Genomic DNA, 16,905 nt, shown 5'->3' with positions numbered 1-16,905 from the left:
CATACCGATCGCCGCGGCGCAGCTTTTCATCACAGTGTGAGTGGTGGTGAGAACGGAGTAAACGCGTCCGCGTACGACGTGGTGGCCCCGCGCGGGGGCGTGGAGGAACGCGGTCAAGCGCCTTCCTCACACGCTCTCCGCGCTCCCCCTACCGGAGGTCACTGAGTTGAGCCACCGACGTGTGAACAAGCGCAACGTTGTCGTCGCCGGAGCTGCCATCGCCGCGCTCGGGGCGGCAGTCGTCCTGCTGCCCAACGCCAATGCGAGCCCGGACAAGTCGTCGGAGGCCAAGACCTTCTCCTCCACCGCGGCGGTGAAACTCGCCCGGTCCCTCGCTTCGGACCTCGGCGACAACGGCGCGGGCTGGTACTACGACAACGGCAGCCGCAAGCTCGTCATGAATGTGATGGACGAGGACTCGGCCCAGGACGTCCGTGCCAAGGGTGCCGTGGCCAAGATCGTCAAGAACAGCATGGCGGAACTGCAGGGCGCCACCAAGACACTGAGCAGTGACGCCTCCGTGGCGGGCACGGCATGGTCGATCGACCCGGTGACCAACCAGGTCCGGGTGACCGCGGACCGCACGGTGACCGGCACCAAATGGGCCACTCTGACCAAGGCCACCGACAGCATGGACGGCCTGGTCAGCGTGAAGCGGACCAAGGGCGAGTTCAAGCGCTTCGACGGCGAGGAACCGGCCCAGCCGGGCGCCGACGGCGGTGCGGCCGGTGACGCCGGTGCGGGCGGTGACGCCGGTGCCGGTGATGCCGGAGCGGGTGACGCGGGCGCGGGTGGCGCCGGGGGCGCTGGTGATGCCGGAGCAGGTGGCGCCGGTGATGCCGGTGGTGCAGGTGACGCGGGCGCCGGTGGTGCAGGTGGTGCAGGTGACGCGGGCGCCGGAGGTGCCGGTGGCGACGGCGGTGCCGGCGGTGCCGGTGGCGGTGGCGACGCCGCGGGTGGTCTCGACGGCGGTGACGCCATCTTCGGTGGTGGCGCGCGGTGTTCACTCGGTTTCAACGTCACCGTGGACGGCGCCCCGGGCTTCCTGACCGCGGGCCACTGCGGCAACGCCTCGCAGAACTGGACCTCGGACGAGGCGGGCGCCGAGCAGGTGGGCACCGTGAAGGACTCCAAGTTCCCCGAGAACGACTTCGCGCTCGTCATGTACGACGACGCCAACACCCAGGCGTCCAGCACAGTCGACCTCCAGAACGGCAGCACCCAGAAGATCGGGCGTGCGGTCGAGGCGAGCGTCGGCCTGAAGGTGCAGCGCTCCGGCAGCACCACCGGGCTCTCCGACGGCACGGTCACCGGTCTCAACGCCACGGTGAACTACGGCAACGGCGACATCGTCAACGGCCTCATCCAGACCGATGTGTGCGCCGAGCCCGGTGACAGTGGCGGCGCCATGTTCGCCGAGGACGCGGCGGTCGGTCTGACCTCCGGCGGCAGCGGCGACTGCACCCAGGGCGGCGAGACCTTCTTCCAGCCGGTGACCGGTGCGCTCGAGGCCACGGGTGCCGTCATCGGCGACGACGCCGGCGGTGGCGGTGACGCCGGCGGCGCCGGCGGCGCCGGTGGCGCGGGTGACGACGGCGGTGCCGGTGGCGCGGGCGGCCAGGGTGGCGCCGGCGGTGCGGGCGGTGCCGGTGGCGAAGGCGGCGCGGGCGGTGCCGGTGGCGCCGGTGCCGAGGCCAACGGCGGCGCCGGTGGCGACGCGGGCGCGGGTGACGAAGGCGGAGCCGCCGACGCGGGTGCCGGTGGCGACGCGGGTGCCGGTGACGCCGGTGCCGGTGACGCGGGCGCCGGACTCAACTGAGCGCGGCCGTCCCCTTGAACGAGGCCCCGGGCGCCCTCCTGCCCCAGTGCCCGGGGCCTCCCACCCACTTCCACCGGAACCGCCCGTAGCGTCAGTCCGCATGGGCCACCGGCAGCCCGGCCGCCTCCGCGGCCCCGCGGAGCACCTCGGCCAGCATGTCCGGGGTGAGCCGTCCGGTGAAGGTGTTCTGCTGGCTCACGTGATAGCAGCCGAACAGCCCCAGGGGCGCGCCCCCGTCGGCCGCTCGCAGTGTGGTCCGCGCCCCGTGTGCGAACACGGGGCGCGGCCGTGGCACCCGCCATCCGGCGGCGGCCAGCGCGGGCAGTACGGCCTGCCAGCCGAACGCGCCGAGTACCACGACCGAGCGCAATGTCGGCCGCAGCAGGGTGAGTTCCCGGGCCAGCCACGGGCGGCAGGTGTCCCGCTCCCCGGGGGTCGGCCGGTTGGCGGGCGGCGCGCAGTGCACCGGCGCCGTGATCCGTACGCCGCGCAGCTCGAGCCCGTCCCCGCGATGGGTGGCGGTGGGCTGACTGGCCAGACCGACGGCGTACAGCGCCGCGTACAGGAAGTCCCCGGAGCGGTCGCCGGTGAACATCCGGCCCGTGCGGTTGGCGCCGTGTGCGGCCGGAGCGAGACCGACGATGGCCATCGCGGCGTCCGGCGGTCCGAACCCCGGCACCGGCCGGGCCCAGTAGTCCCAGTCGGCGAAGGCCCGGCGCTTGGTGCGGGCGGCCTCCTCCCGCCACTCCACCAGCCGCGGACAGGCCCGGCAGCGGCAGATCCGCGCGTCCAGTCCGGCGAGGTCACGGGCGCCGGGTGCCTGCCGGGCGGGCCAGCTGCCCGGATCCCCGCCGGTGCCGGCAGCCGAGTCGGTGTCACGTTCGGGATGAGCCATACGGTTTCCTGGCTGAACGGTGGTGACGGACGGTCCCCGTCCGATGATGACCCCTCGCATCACGCGGAGCACAGCGGGGAGGAAGAATGAGCCACGGCGACCACGACGACGGAAGAGGGTGACACGGGCGATGCGGGTGGGCCTGTTGCGGACGGTGGGTGCGGCCACGGCGCTGTACGGAGTGGCGGTGACGGCCTGGCCCGCGCTGCTCGCCAGACCGTCCGGGCTGGTGGACGAGCGAGGCCGTACACAGCCCGCCACGCGTGTCTCGCTGCGCCCGCTCGGCCTGCGGGACGCGGCCAGTGGTCTCGCCATGGCCGTGGCGCCGCGCGGCCCCGCGCTGACCACGGCCACGGCGCTGCGGATCGCCGCGGACCTCGGTGACGCGGGGCTGCTGGGCCGGACGCTGCCCGGACGTGAGCGGCGCGCGGTGGCCGTCGCCGTCTCGGTGGGCTGGGCCGCGCTGTCCGTGGCCGGTCTGCTGGCACCCGATCGCGACCCCCGCCCCTGACCCGGATCCGCACTCCGGCGCGGGTCAACGGCCCCCGTCGGTGGGTTTCTTGCGCAGAAAGCGCCGCAGCCGGGTGAGCGACCAGGTGTTGATGACATCGTCCGTGGTGAGCCAGCCGCGCTGGGCCATGCCCACCCCGTAGCGCATATGGTCCAGATCGCGGGTGGAGTGCGCATCGCTGTCCAGCGCGAACACCACACCGTGCGACTTCGCCCGCAGGATGTTCTCGTCCGACAGATCCAGCCGGTCCGGATGGGCGTTGATCTCCAGCGCGGTGCCGGTACGGGCGCAGGCGGCGAACACCTCGTCCAAGTCGGCGTCCACGCCCGGCCGTTTGCCGATCAGCCGGGTGGTGGGATGGCCGATGATGTTCACATGGGGGTTCTCACAGGCCCGTACCAGCCGCCGGGTCATGGTGTCCCGGTCCTGGCCGAACTGCGAGTGCACCGAGGCCACGCACATGTCGAAGCCCTCGAGGAAGTCGCCCGGCCAGTCCACCTCGCCGTCGGCGTCGATGTTCAGCTCCACGCCGTGCAGCAGCCGGGTGTCCCGGTGGCCGCGGCCCCGGTCGAGCTCGCGCAGCCGCTCCCGCTGGGCCAGCATCTTCTCCTCGGTCATCTGCTGCATGTACAGCTTCGGGGCGTGATCGGTGACGGCGTAGTAGGCGTAGCCGCGCCGTTCCGCCTTGGCGATCATGTTCTCCAGCGGTTCCAGGCCGTCGGTCAGATCGGTGTGGGTGTGCAGATCGCCGCGCAGATCGGACTCATGGAGCAGCGCGGGCAGGCTGCCCTCGAGCGCCGCCTTGACCTCGCCGCGGTCCTCGCGCAGCGTCGGCGGGATCCAGTCCATGCCCAGTCGCGCGTAGACGTCCTCCTCGCTGCGTGAGGCGATCTTCTTTCCGCTCTTGGCCTCGAAGAGGCCGTATTCGGAGAGCTTGAGACCGTGGCGGACGGCGATGGCGCGGACCCGGATGTTGTGGGCCTTGGAGCCGGTGAAGTACAGCATCCCCGCGCCCCAGGAATCCAGCGGCAGCACCCGCAGATCCACCTGGAGCCCCTTGGTGGTGCGGATCGAGGTCTTCTTCAGCCCGTGGGCGATGACCTCGGCGGTGTACGGCAGCCCGGTGAACGCGTCCATGAACGGGGCCGAATCCTCCGCCGCCACCAGGATGTCGACATCGCCGACGGTCTCCTTCATCCGCCGCAGCGACCCCGCGTACGCACACCTCTGGCAGCCGGGCACCTCGGACAGGGCGGCCACGATGTCATCGGCGACGTCCATGGCATCGTGCAGCGGAATCCGGTTTCCGACGGCCCGCAGCAGTCCGATGCCATGGAGGATGTTCTCCTCGGACTTCGGTCCGAAGCCCTTCAGATCGCGCAGCTTGTGCTCCTCGATCGCCTGCGCCAGCTGGTCGACCGAGGAGATCCGCAGCTCCTCGTAGAGCAGCATGGCCTTCTTGGGACCGAGGGCGGGGATGGCGGTCAGCTCCCGGACCCCGGCCGGGATCGCGGCCCGCGCCTCCTCGACGGCGGGCATGGTGCCGGTCCGCAGGAATTCCACGACCTTGTCGGCGATGGACTTGCCGACATTGGGGATCTCCCGCAGTCCCTTCGCGTCGAGCCGCGCCACATCGACGGGATGGCCGCCGATGGCCCGCGCGGCCTTCTCGTAGGCGCGTGCCCGGAACGCGTCCCCGCCCGTGATCAGGAGGAGATCCGCGTACTCGCGCAGGAGGGCTTCGACCTCCTCGTTGGAGCGAGCCATGACAGCGATTCTAGTCGGCTCTGGCGATCCCGGTGCGGTGGAGGGATCCTGGTGTGCAGGAATGGGACCGCGATCCGGAGGGCTTACGGGTCGGGGGTTCCGGCCGTGTGTTTCCCCGGGTTGGGGGAGGTCATGGATGTTGGTTTCCTGAAGCCGTTGTTCGATCGTCCCGGTCCGTGGGCCTGTGTCTACATGGACACCTCGCGGACGACGGAGGACGCGCCCCGGCGGCGCAAGCTGCGGGAGCGGTATGTGGCCGATCAGCTGACCGGCCAGGGCGCCGACGCCGCCACCTGCGAGGCGCTGATCGGCAGACTCGCCGGAGAGCGGGAGCGGGTGGGCAGGCGGTCCGCGGGGCGGGCGCTGTTCGCCGCGGACGGTGCGGTGGTCCTCGATATGCCGCTGGCCGTGTCACCGGGCGATGTGGCCACCTCGTGGACCTCGCTGCCGAGGGTGGCGCCGCTGGCCGCCCTGCGCGGTGAGTGGCCGTCCTGCCTGCTGGCCCACGTCGACCGGGCGGGCGCCGATCTGGAGTTGCGGGACGCCGCCGGCACCCATCCGGTGTGCCACACCTCGGGCGGGGCCCCGCAGGGCCGGGGACACCGGTCCGTACCCGCCGACCGCTACGAGTGGCACTATCGCAACCGGATGGAGAACACCTGGGACCACGCCGCGGACCAGGTCGCCGAGGAGCTGATCCACCGCTGGTCGGACAGTCCCGCGCAGTTGCTGATCCTCACCGGCGACCCACGGGAACGCCGGGCCGTGCGCGACCGGCTGCCCGAGCCGCTGCGGGAGCGGGCGGTGGAGGTGCAGCGCGGCAGCCGTGCCGCCGGAAGCTCGCGTGAGCTCCTGGAGGCGGAGATCGACCACGCCCGCGCCGAGCACGCCCGCGCCCACCTGGAGTCCGTCCTCGACGCCTTCCGCGCCGGACGCGGCCGTCCCGGCGGGCCGAGCGGCCACGACGGCAGCGCTCCCAGCGGAGCGGCGGAGGGCGTGCCCGCCGTGGTGGAGGCGATGCGCAGCCACCAGGCGGCCACATTGCTGCTGGGGCAGGCGGGCGGCGATATGCGCCACGAGGTCTGGGTCGGCCCCGCGGCCGATCAGGTGGCGGTGCAGCGCGCCCAGGCGCGGGCGCTCGGGGTGAGCACCCCTGAGCCCGCGCGCGCGGACGACGCGCTGATGCGTTCGGCCGCGGTGGCCGACACCGAGGTGCTGCTGGTGCCCGAGGGGGTAGCCGGCCCGGCCGGTGGCCTGGGCGCGGTACTGCGCTGGCACGGCGCCTGAGCGTACGAAGCCCCCGCCGCGAAGTGGTCGTGGCGGGGGCTCAGTGGCGTTCCGGCGGCGTTCCGGCGGCGGCCAATTCCCGCTGGCCGCTCTGTTCTGACATTTGGTCGGAATTCTCTTTTCCCGGCGAGTCCGTTACATGAGGGAAGTTCACACTTTTGTATGCTTTCTTCAGCGCGTCGTTCCCCCGTTCACGAAAGGGGCTCCACATGCACACGATGGAGGTTCGCCCACCCGTACCCAGTCGTTCCAGCAGCAGATGGCGTCGATACGGCAGGCTCGCCGCGGCGAATTTCGTCCGCGGCGCGTCGTATGCATGCGGCACCGCGGCCATTGGCCTGATGGCGTGGTGGGTGCAGACCCACTAGCTTCCCCGTCGACGCGTCACCCGGCGCGGCGCCCCGACGCCAGGACGCTGACCGCGTTGCTGACCACGACGGCGGCGATGGCCGCCCAGGAGCTCCACGTCAGCGACTCGCCCAGCACGACCAGTCCCACCACGGCGGCCAGCACCGGGTTGACGCTCATGAAGATCCCGAAGAACCGCGCGGGCACCCGCCGCAGAGCCTGCACATCGCTGAGGAACGGCACGGCGGAGGACAGCACCCCCGCGACGGCCGCGCAGGCCAGCGCCGGTTCGGTCGGCGGATGGCGGAGCAGGACCACGATGCCGACGGGCAGGAACAGCAGTCCCGAAAGACCGGCCGCGGCCGCCGAACCCTCGGCTCCCGGCAGTCTGCGCCCGATCGTCCCGTTCAGCAGGATGTAGGACGCCCAGCACACGGCAGCCAGCAGGCCGAGGCCGATACCCAGGTAGTCCGTGGACGGCTGCGGCCGGGTCAGGGCCACCACCCCGGCCGCGGCGACCAGCGCACACCCCAGGTCCACCGCCCGGCGGGAACCGGCCAGCGCCACCGCCAGCGGGCCGAGGAACTCCAGCGTGACCGCCAGTCCCAGACCCACCCGGTCGATCGCGCTGTACAGCGACAGATTCATCGTGGCGAACACCGCCGCCAGCAGCAGCACCGGCCGCCACTGCCGGGCGGTGAACGACCGGAGGCGCGGCCGTCCGACGGCCAGCAGCACCACCGCCGCCACCCACTGCCGTACCGCCACCACCCCGGCCGGGCCGATCACCGGGAAGGCCAGCGCGCCGATCGCGGCGCCGGTCTGGTTGGACAGCCCGCTGCCGCACATCATGGCGAGCCCCGTGAGACGGCGGCCCCCGCCGCCCCCGGTGGAACCCGTCGTCCCGGCTCCCTCGGCCCCGTTCCCGGGAACGGCCCGGGTGTCGGCCTGAACCGTTCGTCGCCCGCGCGTCATCGTCCGCATGTGCCGAGCGTGGGACCGCGCCGTCCTTTCCCAAAATGCATGAGACGCGCTGTCCATACGCTGGGGTTATGCATCTCGAACTGCGCCAGCTCCGCTGCCTCGTCGCGATCGTGGACGCGGGCAGCTTCACCGACGCCGCCATCGACCTGGGCGTCTCCCAGGCCGCCGTCTCCCGCACCCTCGCCTCGCTCGAGGCCGTGCTCGGCGTACGGCTGCTGCGCCGCACCAGCCGGGAGGTGGTGCCCACCGCGGCCGGCACCCAGGTGCTCTCCCGGGCCCGCCGGCTGCTGGCCGAGGCCGACGACCTGGTGCGCGAGGCCGCCACCGGGCACAGCCGGCTGCGGATCGGCCACGCCTGGTCGGCCATGGGCCGCCACACCCTGGAGTTCCAGCGCCGCTGGCCCACCGCGCGCCCCGATGTCGAACTGCACCTGGTGCGCACCAACTCCGCGACGGGCGGGCTGGCCGAGGGCGCCTGCGACATCGCCGTGGTGCGCACCGAGCCCGAGGACCGGCGGATCGAGAGTGTGGTGGTCGGGCTCGAACGGCGCTACTGCACGATGGCCGCCGACGACCCGTGGGCGCGCCGCCGTTCCATCCGGCTGGCCGAGACCGGTGAACGCACCCTGGTCGTCGACCGGCGCACCGGCACCACCACCGCCGACCTGTGGCCGCCGGACCGCCGTCCGGCCATGGAGTACACCCAGGACGTCGACGACTGGCTCTCCGTCATCGGGACCGGCCGCTGCATCGGGATCACAGCCGAGTCCACCGTCACCCAGTACCCGCGGCCCGGGATCGTGTTCCGGCCGCTGCGGGACGCCGCGCCCATCCCGGTGCGGCTCATCTGGTGGCGGGACGACCCCCATCCGGCCGCCCCCGCCGCCGTGGCGCTGCTGACCGACCTCTACCGGCGTGAGGGCTGAGCCACCCGGTACGCGCCTCTTGACGGGCTCCCTCTGCCCATGGACCATCTTTTCCGTTCAGCAAAATCAATATTCCGCGATACGGAATTGCGGCGATAGGCAGAGAAACCGGTCCGACCCCAGGAGCAACCTCATGGCGCGCATGACCGCGGCTCGGGCAGCGGTGGAGATTCTGAAGCGTGAAGGCACCACTCACGTCTTCGGTCTCCCCGGTGCGGCGATCAACCCCTTCTACGCCGCGATGCGCGGCGACGGCGGCCTGACCCACATCCTCGCCCGGCATGTCGAGGGTGCCTCGCACATGGCCGAGGGCTACACCCGTGCCAGGGCCGGGAACATCGGGGTCTGTGTGGGCACCAGCGGACCGGCCGGGACCGACATGATCACCGGGCTGTACTCGGCGGGCGCCGACTCGATCCCGATCCTGTGCATCACCGGCCAGGCACCGGTGGCCGCCCTGCACAAGGAGGACTTCCAGGCGGTCGACATCGCCTCGGTCGCCGGGCCGCTGACCAAGATGGCGATGACCGTCCTCGAACCCGCCCAGGTGCCGGGCGCGTTCCAGCAGGCGTTCCACCTGATGCGTTCCGGACGGCCCGGTCCGGTGCTCATCGATCTGCCCATCGACGTCCAGATGGCCGAGATCGAGTTCGACCCGGACACCTACGCGCCGCTGCCCGTCTACCGGCCGTCGGCGACCCGGGCCCAGATCGACAAGGCCCTGCGGATGCTCCAGGCCGCCGAGCGGCCGCTGATCGTCGCGGGCGGCGGGGTGGTGGGCGCCGACGCGTCCGCTCTCCTGGTCGAGTTCGCGGAGCTGACCGGGGTCCCGGTGGTGCCCACCCTGATGGGCTGGGGATCCATCCCCGACGACCATCCGCTGATGGCCGGCATGGTCGGCCTCCAGACCTCCCAGCGGTACGGCAATGCCACCCTGCTGGAGTCCGACTTCGTGCTGGGCATCGGCAACCGCTGGGCCAACCGCCACACCGGTGGCATCGACACCTACACCCGGGGCCGGACCTTCGTCCATGTGGACATCGAACCCACCCAGATCGGCCGGGTGTTCCCGCCCGACCTCGGGATCGTCTCCGACGCCGGGGCCGCCCTGGAGCTGTTCGTCACCGCCGCCCGTGAACTCCGGCGCACCGGCGCGCTCAAGGACCGTTCCGCCTGGGCCGGAAGCTGTCTGCGGCGCAAGGGCTCCCTGTTGCGCAGAACCCACTTCGACGATGTGCCGGTCAAACCGCAGCGCGTCTACGAGGAGATGAACCGGGCCTTCGGCCGTGAGACCCGCTATGTCAGCACCATCGGCCTCTCCCAGATCCAGGCCGCCCAACTGCTGCATGTCTACCGCCCCCGGCATTGGATCAACGCCGGTCAGGCCGGTCCGCTGGGCTGGACCGCCCCGGCCGCGCTCGGGGTGGCGACGGCCGATCCGGACGCCACCGTGGTGGCGCTCTCCGGCGACTACGACTTCCAGTTCATGATCGAGGAACTGGCCGTGGGGGCGCAGTTCCGGATCCCGTACATCCACGTGGTCGTCAACAACGCCTATCTGGGCCTGATCCGTCAGGCCCAGCGCGGCTTCGACATGGACTTCTGCGTCCAGCTCTCCTTCGACAACGTCAACGCCCCCGAATTGGGCGGCTATGGCGTCGACCATGTGAAGGTCGTCGAGGGGCTTGGCTGCAAGGCCGTCAGGGTCCATGAGCCGCAGGACATCCTCCCCGCGCTGGAGGAGGCCGGGAAGCTGATGGCCGAGTACCGGGTGCCGGTGGTGGTGGAGATCATCCTCGAACGTGTCACCAACGTGGCCATGGGCACCGAACTGGACAACGTCATCGAGTTCGACGAACCGGCCACCACCCCCGGCCACGCTCCGACCGCCGTGCACACCGCCCTCGACTGAACCGGGCACGGCGCGGTGGTGTTCCGTCAGCCGCCCGTCGCGAAACCGGGAAAGAGGGTCATCCCGCCGTCCACGTAGAGGGTGGTGCCCACGACGTAGTCGCACAGGTCCGAGGCGAGCATCACCACCGCGTTGGCGATGTCGTCCGGGACGCCGATCCGTCCGTAGGGGATGAGGGTCAGGAGCTCGGTCAGCGCCTCCGGGGTCTCCCACGCGTCGCGGTTGATGGGCGTCTTGATGGCGCCGGGCGCCACCGCGTTCACCCGGATCCGCTGCGGGGCGAGCTCCTGGGCCAGGGTCTGCATCATCATCGACACACCCCCCTTCGACGCCGCGTAGTTCACATGTCCGGCCCACGGGATGATCTGGTGGACCGAGCTCATACAGACGATCTTCCCGGCCGCGCGTGACACCTCCGGCACCACCCCGCGCCGCACAAACTCCTTGATCGCCTCCCGGGCGCAGAGGAACTGACCGGTGAGATTGACCTCCAGGACCTGTCGCCACTCCGCCAGCGTCATCTCCACCGTCGCGGCGTCCCGCTGGAGCCCGGCGTTCGGCACCAGGATGTCGATGGTGCCGAACTGGTCGACCATGGTCTTGACCATGTCGACCACCTGGTCCTCCTGGGACACATCCGCCTGGTGGGCGTAGGCCCGCACCCCGTGGCCCTCGATCTCCTTGACCACGGCCTCGGCCGAGGGGCGGTCGGAGACGTAGTTGACGACCACATCGGCGCCCGCGCGGCCCAGGGCGAGCGCCGTGGCCTTGCCGATCCCCGAGTTGGCGCCGGTCACCAGGGCCTTCTGGCCGGTGAGCAGCGGTGGCAGCGGGAGCGGACGGAGCTGGTCGGCACTGGCGTTCACTGGCGCTCTCCTTCGCGGTGACGTCCCGGTAGGCGCAATGACCCTCGCAGCCCCGGACGGCGTCGTCACTCCCGACGGAGCCACGGTCACCCACTGGGCCGATGCACATCGTTCCAGCGGCGCAACGCGTGGTGAGCGCCGGTCGGCGCGCGGGACCGGGCACGCGGTGCGACGATGGTGCGTGAGCTGAGCTCAGGAGGGCGAATCCGGTGGGAGGACCCCACGATGGACACCTATCCGAACATCAGTGACCACGGCCTCATCGGAGATCTCCAGACCGCGGCGCTGGTGGCCACCGACGGCACGATCGACTGGTTCTGCGGTCCACGGTTCGACTCTCCGAGCATCTTCGCCGCCCTGCTCGACCAGCGGCGCGGTGGACACTTCCGGGTCAGCCCCGGACGTGCGGACTACATCACCAAACAGCTCTACCTCCCGGACACCGCCATTCTCATCACCCGGTTCATGACCCCGGACGGGGTCGGCGAGGTGTACGACTTCATGCCGGTGACCCCGGGCCCCGCCACCGACCGCCACCGGCTGGTCCGGCTGATCCGTGTGGTGCGCGGCCGGATGCGGTTCGACCTGGACTGCCGTCCCCGGCCGGGCTACGGACGTGAGCGCCACCGCCTGGAGATCCACGACGAAGGAGCCGTCTTCCACGGCGACACGGTCGACATCACTCTGCACCCCGCCGGTGAGCGGATCAGCGAGCACGCCGAGATCCACGCCACCGAGGGGGGCATCCGCTCCACCCTCGACCTGGCCGCGGGACAGGCCGCGGGTGTCGTCCTGGACACCGCGGAGGCGGGCCACGCGGTCGCCCCCCGGCGAGTGCCCGAGGAGGAGATCCTGCGGATGCTGGACACCACCACCCGCTTCTGGCGCCGCTGGACCCGCGGCTCGCGCTACACCGGACGCTGGCGGGAGACGGTGGCCCGGTCCGCCATCACCCTCAAGCTGATGACCTACGCCCCCACCGGCGCCCTGGTGGCCGCCCCGACCGCGGCGCTCCCCGAACAGATCGGCGGGGAGCGCAACTGGGACTACCGCTACACCTGGATCAGGGACGCCTCGTTCTCCGTCTACGCCCTGCTCGGGCTGGGCTTCACCGCCGAGGCCGAGGCGTTCGCCACCTGGCTGCGCGACCGCGTGGTGGAGCAGGCGGGCGACGGTTCGGGACCGTTGAAGATCATGTACCGGGTGCACGGCAGCTCCGACCTCGTGGAGGAGACCCTCGACCACTTCGAGGGCTACCGCGGCTCCGCCCCGGTCCGGATCGGCAACGGCGCCGCCGACCAGCTCCAACTGGACATCTACGGCGAGATGATGGACTCGCTCTTCCACGCCGACACCCACGGGATCACCATCGGCCACCGCGGCTGGTCCGAGATGTCCCGGGTCGTCGACTGGCTCTGCGACCACTGGGACCGCTCCGAGGAAGGCATCTGGGAGACCCGCGGCGGCCGTCAGGACTTCACCTACGGCCGCATGATGTCCTGGGTCGCCCTGGACCGCGCCGTGCGGCTCGCCGAGAGCCGCGGCCGCCCCAGCCACCAGAGCCTGTGGCGGATCACCCGGGACTCCGTCTACCAGCAGGTCATGGACCGCGGCTGGAGCCGGGATCGCAAGGCGTTCGTCCAGCACTACGGCTCGCCCGTGCTCGACGCGTCGCTGCTGCTGATGCCGCTCATCGGCTTCGTCGAACCCCGCGATCCCATGTGGCTGTCCACCCTCGACGCGATGGACCAGGAGCTGGTGTCCGACAGCCTCGTCTACCGGTACGACCCCGCCGCCTCACCCGACGGGCTGAAGGGCTCGGAGGGCACCTTCTCCATGTGCACCTTCTGGTACGTGGACGCGCTCGCCCGCTCCGGACGGCTGGAGTACGCCCGGCTGACGTTCGAGAAGATGCTCACCTACGCCAACCACCTGGGCCTGTTCTCCGAGGAGATCGGGCTCACCGGCGAGCAACTGGGCAACTTCCCCCAGGCGTTCAGCCATCTGGCTCTGGTCAACGCCGCCGTCAACCTCGACTACCAGCTCGACCACGGCTCCGGATGGGTGGGACCCGTCCTGGGCCTGAGCACCGCATGAACACCGCGGCCCAGCACGTCCGCACCGCGTCCGCGCGCTTCCGCGACTACTCCGGCGCGGTCTACGGTTCGCTGCTGGCCGCCTCCGTGGTGGCCGGGACCGGAACCCCCGCTCCCTATCCCCGGGTCCAGCTGGTCGCGCTGCTGCTCATCACCGGGCTGGTGTTCTGGGCGGCGCATGTCTACGCCCGGCTCGCGGGGGAGCGGCTGGGCGAACGGCCGCTGAACGGGCGGGAGGTGCGCCGGGTCGCCCTCCATGAGTGGCCCATCGTGCAGGCCGCCGTACCACCCGCCGTCGCCGTGGCCATCAGCCCGCTGCTGGGTCTGGGCCTGGAGGGGACGTCCTGGCTGGCGCTCGGTGTCGCGGTGGCCGAACAGGTCGGCTGGGCGAGCGTGGCCGTACGGCGCGCCGGGGCCTCCCTGCGGCTGACGCTGGTGGCCGGGGCGGGCAATCTGCTGCTCGGCCTGGTCATCGTGACCGCCAAGGCGACGCTGACCCACTAGGGCCCGTCGTCAAAGGGGCCGCCCTGCTCCCGACGCCTGGCCAGGGCGCATCCGACGTCAGCTGCCCCACTGCGTGGCCTGCGGTCCTCGCCCGGCGGCCCGGCCGGGCGAGGCGAGGACCCCAAAACCCTTCGCACCTGCTCGCCTCGCCCGGTACGGTCTCGAGCGTGTTCCCACTGCGGGGAGCCCAAGAGCTCCGCGCGCGGCCGCCCCGGCAGTTCCCACGGCTGAGAGTAGGTTTCGTCCATGGCATGTCGTATCAGTGAGCTTGTGCTCGGTTGCCGCGAACCCGAGGTGCTGGCGCGGTTCTGGTGCGAGGTCCTGGACTTCGTCGTGCTCGATCGCGAAGGGGACGACTGCTTCGAGATCGGGCCGCGCGAAGGGTTCGGCGGCCCACAGCCGACGATCATCCTCAGCCGCAGGGACGAGCCGGAGCCGGGGAAGTCCCGGCTGCACATCGATGTCAACGCCACCGACCGCGATCAGGACGCCGAGCTCGAACGCCTCCTGAAGCTCGGGGCACGCCCGGCCGACATCGGCCAGACCGGCGAGGAGCCCTGGTACGTTCTCGCCGACCCCGAGGGCAATGAGTTCTGCCTGCTCAAGGCCCGCCTCAACCCGCTCTGACGGCTCTGTGTCCCCGGTGCTAGGCCGTCTCGGCGAGCGCCTGGTCGCGCAGGGTTGAGCAGGTGCGGTTGAGCAGCCGGGAGACATGCATCTGGGAGATGCCCAGCTGCTCGGCGATCCGGCTCTGCGTCATATCGCAGAAGAACCGCATGTAGAGGATCTGCCGCTCCCGGTCGGGCAGCCGGGTCAGCCCCGGGCGTACGGCCTCGCGGTCCACCACCCGGTCGTACGCGGGCTCCTGGGCGCCGAGTGTGTCCACCAGGGAGTAGCCGTCGTCCGCGCCCGTCAGCTGCGCGTCCAGGGACAGCGGGGTGAAGCTGCCCAGGGCCTCCATCCCGGCGCGCACCTCCTTCTCGGTGAGGCCGGTGCGCGCGGCTATCTCGTCGGTGCGCGGCGGGCGGTCGTCGAGGGAGTGGGAGAGCTCGCGGTGCGCGGCTCGTACCCGGTTGCGCAGGTCCTGGACCCGGCGCGGGACGTGCAGGACCCACAGGTGGTCCCGGAAGTGGCGCTTGATCTCCCCGACGATGGTGGGCACCGCGAACCCCGCGAAGGCCGTGCCGTGTTCGGGGTCGTAGCGCTTGACGGCCTTCACCAGACCGAGCGCGGCCACCTGTTGGAGGTCCTCCAGGGACTCGCCGCGATTGCGGTACTGGCGGGCCAGCCGCTCGGCCATCGGCATCCACGCCTCCACGACCCGCTGCCGCAGCGCCTCCTTCTCGGGCCCGTCGGGCAGACGGGCGATCTCATCGAATTCCGCACTGGTGTCAGGTGCGTCGTCGTGCGAGTGCTTCGTGGGGACGGTCTGGACGGGCCGGGGCCGAGCCATGTTCTGCTGCGCTGCGGTCGTCACGGAACACACCTCCTGCGATGACTGACGGGGCTGCCGGGACCGAAGGGGACCCGCATCGCGGAAGCGTGCGCAGGACCGGTAGGGGCCGCATCCTGCGGGATGGCAGTCACACTGCTCCCGCGGCGCGTGCCTCCGGTCCGAAGCACGAGATACCGCCTGCCCTGGTGTCCTGGGGGTAAACCACCACCGATGGTTCGTGCGCTTGCGGGCAGTTGCCACGGGCTCGTGCGGCGGCGCGGACGCGCCCCGGTCTCACCCCAGCAGGGCCGCCACCGTCATCAGGACGGGCGCCGCGAGGAGCGTGGACAGCAGGATCGACTCACGGGCCAGCACGGTGCCCGTCTGGTAGCGCGTGGCATAGGTGAAGAGATTCTGCGCCGACGGAAGCGCGGAGGTGACGACGGCCGCGAAGAGCGCGGGCCCGCCGAGCCCGAACACTCCGGCCGCGATGGCCCACGCCACCACCGGCTGGGCGAAGGACTTCAGCGCCACCGACAGCAGCACCGGCCCGCGCTCCGCGCCCTTGCCGGGCAGCGCGGTGCCCGGCAGGGAGATGCCGAAGGCCAGCAGGACGGCGGGCACGGCCATCCCGCCCAGCAGGGACAGCGGTTCCAGCAGCGGCCCCGGGATCCGCCACCCGGTGGCCGACACGGCGACACCGCACAGCGAGCCGATGACGATGGGGTTGCGGAACGGCGTGGTCAGCCGGCGCACGACCGAGGGGCGGACATCGGGGCGGCTGAGGTCGATGACGGTGAGCGCGACCGGTGCCATGACGAGTTGCTGGAAGAGCAGTACGGGAGCGATCACCCCGGCGTCGCCGAGGACGTACATGGCGATGGGGATGCCGAGGTTGCCCGCGTTCACATAGCTCGCGCACAGCGCGCCGATCGTGGTGTGCCCGACGCTCCACCCGCGTACGGCGCCGACGGCCACGAACACCCCGGCGACCACACAGGTGCTCAGGGCCGTGACGAGCAGGGGAGTGGAGACCACGACGGAGAGGTCGGCCCGGGAGAGTGTGGTGAACAGCAGCGCGGGGGACGCCACATCGAAGGACAGCCGGGTGAGCACCTCCCGGCCGTGGTCGCCCAGGGAGCCGCGGCGGCCGAGCACATAGCCGGTGACGACGATGCTCGCGATGACACCGAAGCCCGTGATCACACCGCCCACGGCACCGCCGCCGGGCGGGGAGCGGGCCAACGGGGGCAAGGTGCGGCGGCGCTCATGGAGGTGGTCTCCGTCGGACGAGGCGGTTAGCATGCACCCTACAACTAGGCCCTGTCCGGTGGGTCTTTGAGGATCAGCCCGCGGCGTCTGGTGCGGTGGATCGCAAGGCGGAGGGTCGTCCTCGTACTGGGCGTACTCGGGCGACTCCGACAACGCGGCGAGGTGCGGTGCCAGGCGTCGCGGGCCCGCGAAGATCCGCTGGACAGGGCCTAGTAGTGCTTTGTTAGGTGGTGTCGTAGGGCTGCCATGGCACGGTTTGTTGACAGGCGGGGCAGGTGCCGGC

General features: G+C 71.4%; 15 protein-coding genes. 8 read left to right on the top strand and 7 right to left on the bottom strand.

Going from position 1 to position 16,905, the window contains the following annotated elements:
• The first annotated feature begins 181 nt into the window (after nucleotides 1-181).
• Nucleotides 182-1,819 (top strand): S1 family peptidase, encoded by a 1,638-nt coding sequence (locus JK363_RS18680; protein WP_307821779.1) that lies wholly within the window; start codon nucleotides 182-184, stop codon nucleotides 1,817-1,819.
• Nucleotides 1,820-1,910: 91 nt separating this feature from the next.
• On the opposite strand, the gene JK363_RS18675 is transcribed toward JK363_RS18680, so the two are convergent.
• Entirely contained in the window at nucleotides 1,911-2,714 is an 804-nt protein-coding gene (locus JK363_RS18675) for a uracil-DNA glycosylase (RefSeq protein ID WP_201876072.1), read from the bottom strand.
• 130 nt (nucleotides 2,715-2,844) lie between these two features.
• Between JK363_RS18675 and JK363_RS18670 the strand changes: the two genes are divergently transcribed.
• Nucleotides 2,845-3,225, top strand: coding sequence for a hypothetical protein (locus tag JK363_RS18670; RefSeq protein ID WP_201876312.1), 381 nt, complete (start codon nucleotides 2,845-2,847; stop codon nucleotides 3,223-3,225).
• A 24-nt stretch (nucleotides 3,226-3,249) separates the two neighbouring features.
• Here the strand turns inward: JK363_RS18670 and polX are convergent, their stop codons facing one another.
• On the bottom strand, nucleotides 3,250-4,992 hold the full coding sequence (polX, locus tag JK363_RS18665) for a DNA polymerase/3'-5' exonuclease PolX (RefSeq protein WP_201876071.1): 1,743 nt from the start codon (nucleotides 4,990-4,992) through the stop codon (nucleotides 3,250-3,252).
• Nucleotides 4,993-5,124: 132 nt separating this feature from the next.
• Here polX and JK363_RS18660 point away from each other — a divergent pair, with 132 nt between their 5' ends.
• The gene (locus JK363_RS18660) at nucleotides 5,125-6,279 is read left to right on the top strand and encodes a baeRF2 domain-containing protein (protein WP_201876070.1); all 1,155 of its coding nucleotides are present in this window, start codon (nucleotides 5,125-5,127) and stop codon (nucleotides 6,277-6,279) included.
• 40 nt (nucleotides 6,280-6,319) lie between these two features.
• Here the strand turns inward: JK363_RS18660 and JK363_RS18655 are convergent, their stop codons facing one another.
• Together JK363_RS18655 and JK363_RS18650 are read right to left on the bottom strand one after the other, a co-directional pair.
• Nucleotides 6,320-6,613, bottom strand: coding sequence for a hypothetical protein (locus tag JK363_RS18655; protein ID WP_201876069.1), 294 nt, complete (start codon nucleotides 6,611-6,613; stop codon nucleotides 6,320-6,322).
• Nucleotides 6,614-6,663: 50 nt separating this feature from the next.
• The gene (locus JK363_RS18650; protein ID WP_236075947.1) at nucleotides 6,664-7,479 is read right to left on the bottom strand and encodes an EamA family transporter; all 816 of its coding nucleotides are present in this window, start codon (nucleotides 7,477-7,479) and stop codon (nucleotides 6,664-6,666) included.
• Between the two features lie 200 nt (nucleotides 7,480-7,679).
• On the opposite strand from JK363_RS18650, the gene JK363_RS18645 reads away from it, so the two are divergent.
• Both JK363_RS18645 and gcl read left to right on the top strand, forming a co-directional pair.
• Nucleotides 7,680-8,537 carry a LysR family transcriptional regulator gene (locus tag JK363_RS18645; protein WP_201876067.1) on the top strand — a complete coding sequence of 286 codons (858 nt, stop codon included), beginning with the start codon at nucleotides 7,680-7,682 and terminating at the stop codon, nucleotides 8,535-8,537.
• A gap of 133 nt (nucleotides 8,538-8,670) precedes the next feature.
• Nucleotides 8,671-10,449 carry a glyoxylate carboligase gene (gcl, locus tag JK363_RS18640; RefSeq protein ID WP_201876066.1) on the top strand — a complete coding sequence of 593 codons (1,779 nt, stop codon included), beginning with the start codon at nucleotides 8,671-8,673 and terminating at the stop codon, nucleotides 10,447-10,449.
• A gap of 26 nt (nucleotides 10,450-10,475) precedes the next feature.
• On the opposite strand, the gene JK363_RS18635 is transcribed toward gcl, so the two are convergent.
• Nucleotides 10,476-11,270 (bottom strand): SDR family oxidoreductase, encoded by a 795-nt coding sequence (locus JK363_RS18635; RefSeq protein WP_201876311.1) that lies wholly within the window; start codon nucleotides 11,268-11,270, stop codon nucleotides 10,476-10,478.
• A gap of 270 nt (nucleotides 11,271-11,540) precedes the next feature.
• Here JK363_RS18635 and JK363_RS18630 point away from each other — a divergent pair, with 270 nt between their 5' ends.
• From JK363_RS18630 to JK363_RS18620, 3 genes are all read left to right on the top strand, one after another.
• On the top strand, nucleotides 11,541-13,412 hold the full coding sequence (locus JK363_RS18630; RefSeq protein ID WP_201876065.1) for a glycoside hydrolase family 15 protein: 1,872 nt from the start codon (nucleotides 11,541-11,543) through the stop codon (nucleotides 13,410-13,412).
• On the top strand, nucleotides 13,409-13,915 hold the full coding sequence (locus JK363_RS18625) for a hypothetical protein (RefSeq protein WP_201876064.1): 507 nt from the start codon (nucleotides 13,409-13,411) through the stop codon (nucleotides 13,913-13,915). Before JK363_RS18630 ends, JK363_RS18625 begins: the two co-directional genes overlap by 4 nt.
• A gap of 246 nt (nucleotides 13,916-14,161) precedes the next feature.
• Entirely contained in the window at nucleotides 14,162-14,542 is a 381-nt protein-coding gene (locus tag JK363_RS18620; RefSeq protein ID WP_201876063.1) for a VOC family protein, read from the top strand.
• Nucleotides 14,543-14,561: 19 nt separating this feature from the next.
• On the opposite strand, the gene JK363_RS18615 is transcribed toward JK363_RS18620, so the two are convergent.
• Complete coding sequence (locus tag JK363_RS18615; RefSeq protein WP_201876310.1) at nucleotides 14,562-15,368, bottom strand: SigB/SigF/SigG family RNA polymerase sigma factor; 807 nt, start codon at nucleotides 15,366-15,368, stop codon at nucleotides 14,562-14,564.
• A 276-nt stretch (nucleotides 15,369-15,644) separates the two neighbouring features.
• Nucleotides 15,645-16,565 carry an AEC family transporter gene (locus tag JK363_RS18610; RefSeq protein ID WP_201876309.1) on the bottom strand — a complete coding sequence of 307 codons (921 nt, stop codon included), beginning with the start codon at nucleotides 16,563-16,565 and terminating at the stop codon, nucleotides 15,645-15,647.
• Nucleotides 16,566-16,905: the final 340 nt, after the last annotated feature.

The organism is Streptomyces coffeae (assembly GCF_016741875.1).
Classification (GTDB): Bacteria; Actinomycetota; Actinomycetes; order Streptomycetales; family Streptomycetaceae; genus Streptomyces; species Streptomyces coffeae.
This window is presented reverse-complemented; position numbering and strand designations above follow the sequence as displayed.

Excerpts from the sequence above, each read along its gene's own strand:
- JK363_RS18675 (WP_201876072.1), bottom strand. The coding sequence starts at position 2,714 with ATGGCTCATCCCGAACGTGACACCGACTCGGCTGCCGGCACCGGCGGG.
- JK363_RS18670 (WP_201876312.1), top strand. The coding sequence starts at position 2,845 with ATGCGGGTGGGCCTGTTGCGGACGGTGGGTGCGGCCACGGCGCTGTAC.
- polX (WP_201876071.1), bottom strand. The coding sequence starts at position 4,992 with ATGGCTCGCTCCAACGAGGAGGTCGAAGCCCTCCTGCGCGAGTACGCG.
- JK363_RS18660 (WP_201876070.1), top strand. The coding sequence starts at position 5,125 with ATGGATGTTGGTTTCCTGAAGCCGTTGTTCGATCGTCCCGGTCCGTGG.
- JK363_RS18655 (WP_201876069.1), bottom strand. The coding sequence starts at position 6,613 with ATGGCCGCGGTGCCGCATGCATACGACGCGCCGCGGACGAAATTCGCC.
- JK363_RS18650 (WP_236075947.1), bottom strand. The coding sequence starts at position 7,479 with ATGATGTGCGGCAGCGGGCTGTCCAACCAGACCGGCGCCGCGATCGGC.
- JK363_RS18645 (WP_201876067.1), top strand. The coding sequence starts at position 7,680 with ATGCATCTCGAACTGCGCCAGCTCCGCTGCCTCGTCGCGATCGTGGAC.
- gcl (WP_201876066.1), top strand. The coding sequence starts at position 8,671 with ATGGCGCGCATGACCGCGGCTCGGGCAGCGGTGGAGATTCTGAAGCGT.
- JK363_RS18630 (WP_201876065.1), top strand. The coding sequence starts at position 11,541 with ATGGACACCTATCCGAACATCAGTGACCACGGCCTCATCGGAGATCTC.
- JK363_RS18625 (WP_201876064.1), top strand. The coding sequence starts at position 13,409 with ATGAACACCGCGGCCCAGCACGTCCGCACCGCGTCCGCGCGCTTCCGC.
- JK363_RS18620 (WP_201876063.1), top strand. The coding sequence starts at position 14,162 with ATGGCATGTCGTATCAGTGAGCTTGTGCTCGGTTGCCGCGAACCCGAG.
- JK363_RS18615 (WP_201876310.1), bottom strand. The coding sequence starts at position 15,368 with ATGGCTCGGCCCCGGCCCGTCCAGACCGTCCCCACGAAGCACTCGCAC.